This is a genomic window from Serratia sp. ASV30 (assembly GCF_016428815.1).
GTDB lineage: Bacteria > Pseudomonadota > Gammaproteobacteria > Enterobacterales > Enterobacteriaceae > Chania > Chania fonticola_C.
On the sequence record NZ_JAELTL010000064.1, the window covers coordinates 20,235 to 28,691 of the forward strand.

An 8,457-nucleotide genomic window follows, 5' to 3' on the forward strand; every position below is an offset into this window, starting at 1 on the left:
ACCACCCTCTGGCTCCCTAAGGTCGGGAGCCAGAGCTGGAATAGCGATTAGTCGCCTTCCAGTTCGATGTTGATACCCAGCGAGCGGATTTCTTTCAACAGTACGTTGAAGGACTCCGGCATGCCTGGTTCCATACGGTGATCGCCATCCACGATGTTTTTGTACATCTTGGTACGGCCGTTGACGTCATCCGACTTAACGGTAAGCATTTCCTGCAAGGTGTAAGCTGCGCCGTATGCTTCCAGCGCCCACACTTCCATCTCACCGAAGCGCTGACCACCGAATTGCGCCTTACCACCCAGCGGCTGCTGAGTCACCAAGCTGTAAGAACCGGTAGAACGCGCGTGCATCTTATCGTCAACCAAGTGGTTCAGTTTCAGCATGTACATATAGCCGACAGTTACCTGGCGCTCGAACTGCTCGCCGGTACGGCCATCAAACAGCGTAATCTGACCCGAAGTCGGGATACCGCCCATTTCCAGCAGTTGCTTGATTTCTGACTCTTTCGCACCATCGAAGACTGGGGTTGCGATCGGCATACCTTTTTTCAGGTTCTCTGCCAGACGCAAGACTTCGTCGTCGGTGAAGGTGTTCAGGTCAACTTTCTGGCAAACGCCGTCACCCAGATCGTAAGCCTTCTGGATGAATTCACGCAGCTTGGCCACTTCCTGGTGCTGCTTGAGCATTTGGTTGATCTTCTCACCAATGCCTTTCGCCGCCATACCCAGGTGAGTTTCCAGGATCTGACCGATGTTCATACGCGATGGAACGCCCAACGGGTTCAGAACGATGTCAACCGGCGTACCGTTTTCATCGTAAGGCATATCTTCGATCGGGTTGATCTTGGAGATAACACCCTTGTTACCGTGGCGGCCTGCCATCTTGTCACCCGGTTGGATCTGACGCTTAACGGCCAGATACACCTTGACGATTTTCAGCACGCCGGGTGCCAGATCGTCGCCTTGGGTGATCTTACGACGCTTGGCATCCAGCTTCTTCTCGAAGTCGGATTTCAGTTCGTCGTACTGCTCTGCCAGCTGTTCCAGCTGGTTTTGCTTGTCTTCGTCGGTCAGGCCCAGTTCCAACCAGCGATCGCGTGGCAGTTTGCTCAGCTTCTCGGCTTCGATACCGCCAGAAACCAGTACCGCATGGATACGAGCGAACAGGCCAGCTTCCAGGATCTGCAGTTCTTCAGTCAGGTCTTTCTTCGCCTGCTTCAGCTGCATCTCTTCGATTTCCAACGCACGCTTGTCTTTGTCCACGCCATCGCGGGTAAAGACCTGCACGTCGATAACCGTACCGGAAACGCCGTTTGGTACACGCAGAGAAGAGTCTTTAACGTCAGACGCTTTCTCACCGAAGATCGCACGCAGCAGCTTCTCTTCTGGCGTCAGCTGGGTTTCACCTTTCGGCGTTACCTTACCAACCAGAATGTCGCCACCGGTCACTTCTGCACCGATATACACGATACCGGATTCATCCAGTTTGGAGAGCGCTGCTTCACCCACGTTAGGGATGTCGGCGGTGATCTCTTCCGGCCCCAGTTTGGTGTCGCGAGACACGCAAGCCAGTTCCTGAATATGGATGGTGGTGAAGCGATCTTCCTGTACTACACGCTCGGAGACCAAGATGGAGTCTTCGAAGTTGTAGCCGTTCCAAGGCATGAACGCGACGCGCATGTTCTGACCCAATGCCAGTTCACCCAGGTCTGTAGACGGGCCATCTGCCAGCACGTCGCCGCGCTCGATTGGCTCACCCAGATTCACACAAGGCATCTGGTTGATACAGGTGTTCTGGTTAGAACGGGTGTACTTGGTCAGGTTATAAATATCGATACCAGCTTCGCCTGGGTACATCTCGTCTTCGTTAACTTTGATAACGATACGGGAAGCATCCACGTACTGGATCACACCACCACGTTTGGCTACGGCAGTAACACCGGAGTCAACCGCTACGGCACGTTCCATACCGGTACCTACCAGCGGCTTGTCAGCACGCAGGGTTGGCACCGCTTGACGTTGCATGTTCGCACCCATCAATGCACGGTTGGCGTCATCGTGTTCCAGGAATGGGATCAGTGAAGCACCAACAGAAACAACCTGCTGGGTTGATACGTCCATATAGTCAACCTGGTCGCGGCTAAACAGGCTTGATTCGCCTTTGCTACGACAGGTAACCAGGTCTTCTTCGAAGCGGCCTTCTTCGTCCAGGTTGGAGTTCGCCTGAGCGATAACGAAGTTGCCTTCTTCAATAGCAGACAGATAGTTGATTTCATCGGTCACCACGCCGTCACGCACGCGGCGGTACGGGGTTTCCAGGAAGCCATACTCGTTGGTCTGTGCGTACACGGACAAGGAGTTGATCAGACCGATGTTTGGACCTTCCGGCGTTTCGATTGGGCACACGCGACCGTAGTGAGTCGGGTGTACGTCTCGAACTTCAAAGCCGGCACGTTCACGGGTCAGACCGCCTGGGCCCAATGCAGAGATACGACGTTTGTGCGTGATCTCAGACAACGGGTTGTTCTGGTCCATAAACTGGGACAGCTGGCTTGAACCGAAGAACTCTTTCACCGCCGCCGAAATTGGCTTGGCGTTGATCATGTCCTGAGGCATCAGGGTATCCAGATCGCCCAGGGACAGACGTTCTTTCACCGCACGCTCAACACGCACCAGACCGACACGGAACTGGTTCTCGGCCATTTCGCCAACGGAACGGATACGACGGTTGCCCAAGTGGTCGATATCGTCCACTTCGCCTTTACCGTTACGGATATCGATGAGCTTCTTCATCACTTCGATGATGTCGTCTTTGCTCAGGATGCCCGAACCTTCGATCTCGTCACGCAGCAGAGAACGGTTGAACTTCATCCGGCCAACCGCAGACAGATCGTAGCGGTCTTCAGAGAAGAACAGGTTCTCGAACAGGCTTTCCGCCGCTTCACGCGTTGGTGGCTCACCAGGGCGCATCATGCGGTAGATTTCTACCAGAGCGCTCAGACGATCGCTGGTTGGGTCGACACGTACGGTTTCAGAAATGTACGCACCGTGGTCCAGATCGTTGGTGAACAGCGTTTCGATACGCTTGTGGCCTGACTGGCTCAGCTTGGCCAACAGATCCAGTGACAGCTCCATGTTGGCTGCACAGATCAGCTCGCCGGTATTGGTATCGATATAGTCCTTCGCGACCACTTTGCCCGCGATGTACTCAACCGGTACTTCAATACTGCGAATTTCGTCTTTTTCGAGCTGACGGATATGACGAGCGGTGATACGGCGTGCTTTCTCAACGTAGATCTTACCGTTGGCTTCGATATCGAAGGACGCAGTTTCACCACGCAGACGCTCTGGAACCAGCTCCATCTGCAGCTTGTTATCACGGATCTCGAAAACAATTTTCTCAAAGAACAGGTCAAGGATCTGCTCAGTGGTGTAGCTCAGCGCGCGCAGAATAATGGTCGCAGGCAGTTTGCGGCGACGGTCGATACGCACGAACAGGTTGTCTTTCGGGTCAAACTCGAAATCTAGCCATGAGCCACGGTAAGGGATGATACGTGCGTTATACAGCACTTTGCCCGAGGAGTGGGTTTTGCCCTTATCGCTGTCGAAGAACACACCAGGACTACGATGCAGCTGGGATACGATAACCCTCTCGGTACCGTTAATTACAAAGGTACCGTTTTCGGTCATGAGCGGAATTTCGCCCATATAGACTTCTTGTTCCTTGATGTCTTTGACCGTACCTTCTGGTGCTTCACGTTCGTAGATGACCAGGCGCAGTTTTACGCGCAGCGGTGCAGAGTACGTCACACCACGGATCTGGCACTCTTTAACGTCAAACACCGGCTCACCAAGACGGTAGCTAACGTATTGCAGCTCCGAATTGCCACTGTAGCTCTGGATCGGGAAAACAGAACGGAATGCGGCTTCTAAGCCGTATTGCCCTTCTGGATCTTGCTCGATAAATTTCTGGAACGAGTCAAGCTGGATAGAAAGGAGATAAGGTATGTCCAAAACTTGCGGACGCTTACCAAAATCCTTACGAATACGTTTCTTCTCGGTATAGGAGTAAACCATAGGGTTCCTCAGCTCGCTGGAAAGTCGAACCTATTTGTCCGTCCGGATAGGGGACGGTTCATGCAACACCGTTTTGTTGACCGGAAAGCGAGAACACTTTCCGCAATACTCGTTTCTATCACGCTTAAATCATTTCATTGCCGTGGCGGCAGATTCGGCTGCGGCGCAGAGGGCAGTATATTAAGTCGTCGATAGAAAGAAATATTGGGGTTAGCCAGTAGTCAAACAGTGTGAAACTCTACTGACGCCCTACAGCGCAAAAAGGCTGGTGACCAAAAAGTCACCAGCCATCAGTCTGTTAGTTAAAACAGACTGCACTCCAAAAGCAGTGGCTTATTTAACTTCAACTTCAGCGCCAGCTTCTTCCAGAGCTTTTTTCAGTGCTTCAGCGTCGTCTTTGCTGATGCCTTCTTTCAGTGCTGCTGGTGCAGACTCAACCAGGTCTTTAGCTTCTTTCAGACCCAGGCCAGTTGCGCCACGTACTGCTTTGATTACTGCAACTTTGTTCGCGCCGATACCTTTCAGTACAACGTCGAATTCAGTTTTTTCTTCAGCAGCTTCAACAGCAGCAGCAGGACCTGCAGCTACAGCAGCAGCAGAAACACCGAACTTCTCTTCCATAGCGGCGATCAGTTCAACGATTTCCATTACAGACAGGGCTGCAACGCCTTCGATAATTTGGTCTTTAGTGATAGACATAACAAAAGTTCCTAAAATTCAGAAATAGTTTAAATACGTAAGCAAAGGCTAAGAAAGAGAGAGGCTTATGCCGCTTCTTTCTGATCGCGTACTGCAGCCAGAGTGCGAACCAATTTGCCGGCAGCGGCTTCTTTCATGGTTGCCATCAGGCGTGCGATTGCTTCATCGTAAGTAGGCAGCGTTGCCAAGCGGTCGATTTGTGCCGCAGGGATCAGCTCACCTTCAAAGGCCGCAGCTTTAACCTCAAATTTTGCATTCGCTTTCGCGAACTCTTTGAACAGACGAGCAGCAGCGCCCGGGTGTTCAGTAGAGAATGCAATCAAGGTAGGACCGACAAACGTGTCTTTCAGGCATTCGAACGGAGTGCCTTCAACTACGCGACGCATCAAGGTGTTACGAACAACACGCATGTAAACGCCAGCTTCACGACCTGCTTTACGCAGTTCAGTCATTTTATCAACGGTAACGCCACGAGAATCCGCAACTACCGCAGACAGCGCGCCTTTGGCTACTTCGTTGACTTCAGCAACAATCGCTTGTTTGTCTTGAAGATTTAATGCCATTAGCTTTTTGCTCCTGGATTTAGCCGGGGAAAATCCCCGGAACTCACTTCACTCAACAGCGTGTGCGAACACGCGCCGTTGAGCGGCTTAACACGGTGAGCAGAATCCAGCAAAGACCATTCTTTTTAAAAAAGAAAAAATTTCTTTAGGCTCTGTCACCGTCTACGCAGGAAGGATTAAGTGCCTTGCGGCACACCTGCGGTCTTGGACGGAGGCCTGGATAGGCCAGGCTCCAACCGAAAAATCTGTTGTTCCACCTATAGCGGAACCTTGGGGGATAAGATTTTAGATGAATCCCACCCCCAAGTCAAAGCGATAATCGCAGTGCGATTAGTTCGCTACAGCAGTCAAGCCGCTTTGATCGATAGCAACACCAGCACCCATGGTGGTGGAGAGGCTAACTTTCTTGATGTACACGCCTTTTGCCTGAGATGGTTTGGCTTTTTTCAGCGCAACCAGCAGAGACTCCAGGTTTTCCTTCAGCTTGTCTGTGTCGAAATCAACCTTACCGATAGTGGTATGGATGATACCGTTTTTGTCGTTACGATAACGAACCTGACCTGCTTTAGCGTTCTTAACAGCTTCAGCAACGTTAGGAGTAACGGTACCCACTTTCGGGTTAGGCATCAGACCACGTGGACCCAGAACCTGGCCCAGTTGACCTACAACGCGCATTGCATCCGGGGAAGCAATAACCACGTCGAAGTTCATCTCGCCTTTCTTGATCAGGTCAGCCAGATCTTCCATACCTACCAGCTCTGCGCCTGCAGCTTTAGCAGCTTCAGCGTTAGGGCCCTGGGCAAATACGGCAACGCGAACGCTGCGACCGGTGCCGTGTGGCAGAACGGTAGCACCACGAACGTTTTGGTCTGATTTACGAGCGTCGATGCCGAGGTTAACGGCAACGTCAACGCTTTCTACGAATTTAGCGGTGGCCAGCTCTTTCAGCAGAGCAACAGCTTCGAGGATGTCATACTGTTTAGTAGCATCAACTTTGTCACGGATCACGCGCATGCGCTTGGTCAGCTTAGCCATTTCTTAATCCTCCACTACCAGGCCCATGGAACGAGCAGTACCTTCGATGGAGCGAATCATCGCTTCAACGTCAGAACCAGTCATGTCCGCAGCTTTGGTTTCTGCGATTTCACGAACCTGTGCACTAGTCACTTTGCCAACTTTATCTTTGTTTGGCTTGCCGGAACCAGATTTAACACCAGCCGCTTTCTTCAGCAGAACTGCTGCCGGCGGGGTCTTGGTTACGAAAGTGAAGGAGCGATCAGAATAAACTGTAATAACAACCGGGATCGGCAGGCCTTTCTCAACGCTGTCAGTCTTAGCGTTAAATGCCTTACAGAATTCCATGATGTTAACACCTTGCTGACCCAGAGCTGGACCAACTGGTGGACTTGGGTTAGCCATACCGGCTGCAACTTGCAGCTTAACGTAGGCTTGTACTTTCTTGGCCATTGAAATTTCCTCGTTTGGGTAATATCGCCTCCTGAGAGGCTCCCCGTGTTTCGTCTCGCTGCAAGAGCAAGACATCTAAAAACAAAAGGCGCGAAATTGTAGTTCAATTTCGCGCCTCTGACAAGCCACAAATCCGCTCATCCTGCTGATTATTCGATCAGCCTTTTTCTACCTGGCTAAAGTCCAGTTCCACCGGCGTTGCACGGCCAAAGATGGAGACAGACACTTTCAGGCGGCTCTTCTCGTAGTCCACTTCTTCAACGACACCGTTAAAGTCAGCAAATGGACCATCGTTGACGCGCACCAGTTCACCCGGTTCGAACATCGTTTTCGGACGTGGCTTATCACCAGCCTGCTGCAGGCGGTTCATAATAGCGTCCACTTCTTTATCGCTGATCGGTGCAGGACGATCGGAAGTTCCACCGATGAAGCCCATAACACGAGGGACACTGCGCACCAGGTGCCAGCTGGCGTCATTCATCACCATCTGAACCAGTACATAGCCAGGGAAGAATTTACGCTCACTCTTACGACGTAGACCACCACGGATCTCCACCACTTCTTCGGTGGGAACCATGACTTCGCCGAACAGCTCTTCCATATCGTGCAGTTTGATATGTTCACGCAGCGATTGTGCTACGCGACCTTCAAAACCGGAAAACGCCTGAACGACGTACCAGCGTTTTTTTGGGGCTTCAGACATTTTAGAACCTCAGGCCAGTAATAAACGATACCAGACGGACCAATATACCATCCAGGCCCCACAGAATCAGTGACATCACGGCGGTTACCGCGGCAACGATCAACGTGGTGTGTAACGTTTCCTGACGAGTTGGCCAGATCACTTTACGTACTTCAGTACGCGCTTCGCGCGCAAACGCAACGGTGGCTTTGCCTTTAGTGGTCATCAATGCCACTGCACCTGCAACGGCAATAACCACGACAACGGCCAACGCACGCAGCGGCAGGCTGAAATCACGGTAGTAATAGTTACCGACGATAGCCACAACCAACAGAACGGCGACGATTGACCACTTGGCCGCTTCAAGGCCGCGCCCGCTCCCTTGAGCCTCGGTATTCGCACTCATAAACCAACCTGTCACTAATGATTCGAACAAACAACTTTGCCTCGCAATGCGAGGCAAACCAAACCGAACAGATGCCGCTTGGCAGCATCTCGGTGTTTTACGCCATGACGTATTTCAGTCAATACCGTTTAAGAGCCCATCTCACCAATGATTATGACTGCAAAATCGCTGATGAGATAGGTTCTAGTTCACAGCGTAGAAAAAGGGCATCAAATGATGCCCTTTTATCGCATGTCGCGTCAAATATTATCCGCGATTAAGCGATAACTTTGGCAACAACACCAGCGCCAACGGTACGGCCGCCTTCACGGATTGCGAAACGCAAGCCTTGGTCCATCGCGATTGGGTGGATCAGGGTAACAACCATGTTCACGTTATCGCCTGGCATTACCATCTCTACGCCTTCTGGCAGTTCGATGGTACCGGTCACGTCAGTGGTACGGAAGTAGAACTGTGGACGGTAGCCTTTGAAGAATGGAGTATGACGACCACCTTCTTCTTTGCTCAGGATATACACTTCTGAATCGAACTGAGTGTGTGGCTTGATGGAACCTGGTTTAGCCA

The 8,457-nt window shown here is 51.7% G+C and carries 7 protein-coding genes and 1 pseudogene; all 8 read right to left on the bottom strand.

Annotated features, from left to right (window positions below; genetic code table 11):
- Positions 1-47: 47 nt before the first annotated feature.
- Complete coding sequence (rpoB, locus tag JHD74_RS21780) at positions 48-4,076, bottom strand: DNA-directed RNA polymerase subunit beta (RefSeq protein ID WP_021182159.1); 4,029 nt, start codon at positions 4,074-4,076, stop codon at positions 48-50.
- 333 nt (positions 4,077-4,409) lie between these two features.
- On the bottom strand, positions 4,410-4,775 hold the full coding sequence (rplL, locus tag JHD74_RS21785) for a 50S ribosomal protein L7/L12 (protein WP_021182158.1): 366 nt from the start codon (positions 4,773-4,775) through the stop codon (positions 4,410-4,412).
- A gap of 65 nt (positions 4,776-4,840) precedes the next feature.
- A complete protein-coding gene (gene rplJ, locus JHD74_RS21790) occupies positions 4,841-5,338 on the bottom strand; it encodes a 50S ribosomal protein L10 (protein ID WP_024485329.1) in 498 nt (165 codons plus the stop codon).
- Between the two features lie 330 nt (positions 5,339-5,668).
- Positions 5,669-6,373 (bottom strand): 50S ribosomal protein L1, encoded by a 705-nt coding sequence (gene rplA / locus JHD74_RS21795; protein ID WP_024531018.1) that lies wholly within the window; start codon positions 6,371-6,373, stop codon positions 5,669-5,671.
- A gap of 3 nt (positions 6,374-6,376) precedes the next feature.
- Positions 6,377-6,805, bottom strand: a complete 429-nt coding sequence (rplK, locus tag JHD74_RS21800; RefSeq protein ID WP_024531017.1) for a 50S ribosomal protein L11 — start codon at positions 6,803-6,805, stop codon at positions 6,377-6,379.
- Between the two features lie 157 nt (positions 6,806-6,962).
- Complete coding sequence (gene nusG, locus JHD74_RS21805) at positions 6,963-7,508, bottom strand: transcription termination/antitermination protein NusG (RefSeq protein ID WP_021182154.1); 546 nt, start codon at positions 7,506-7,508, stop codon at positions 6,963-6,965.
- Position 7,509: 1 nt separating this feature from the next.
- Complete coding sequence (gene secE / locus JHD74_RS21810; protein ID WP_021182153.1) at positions 7,510-7,893, bottom strand: preprotein translocase subunit SecE; 384 nt, start codon at positions 7,891-7,893, stop codon at positions 7,510-7,512.
- Between the two features lie 256 nt (positions 7,894-8,149).
- Positions 8,150-8,457 (bottom strand): annotated as a pseudogene (gene tuf, locus JHD74_RS21815) (elongation factor Tu); the annotation flags it as partial.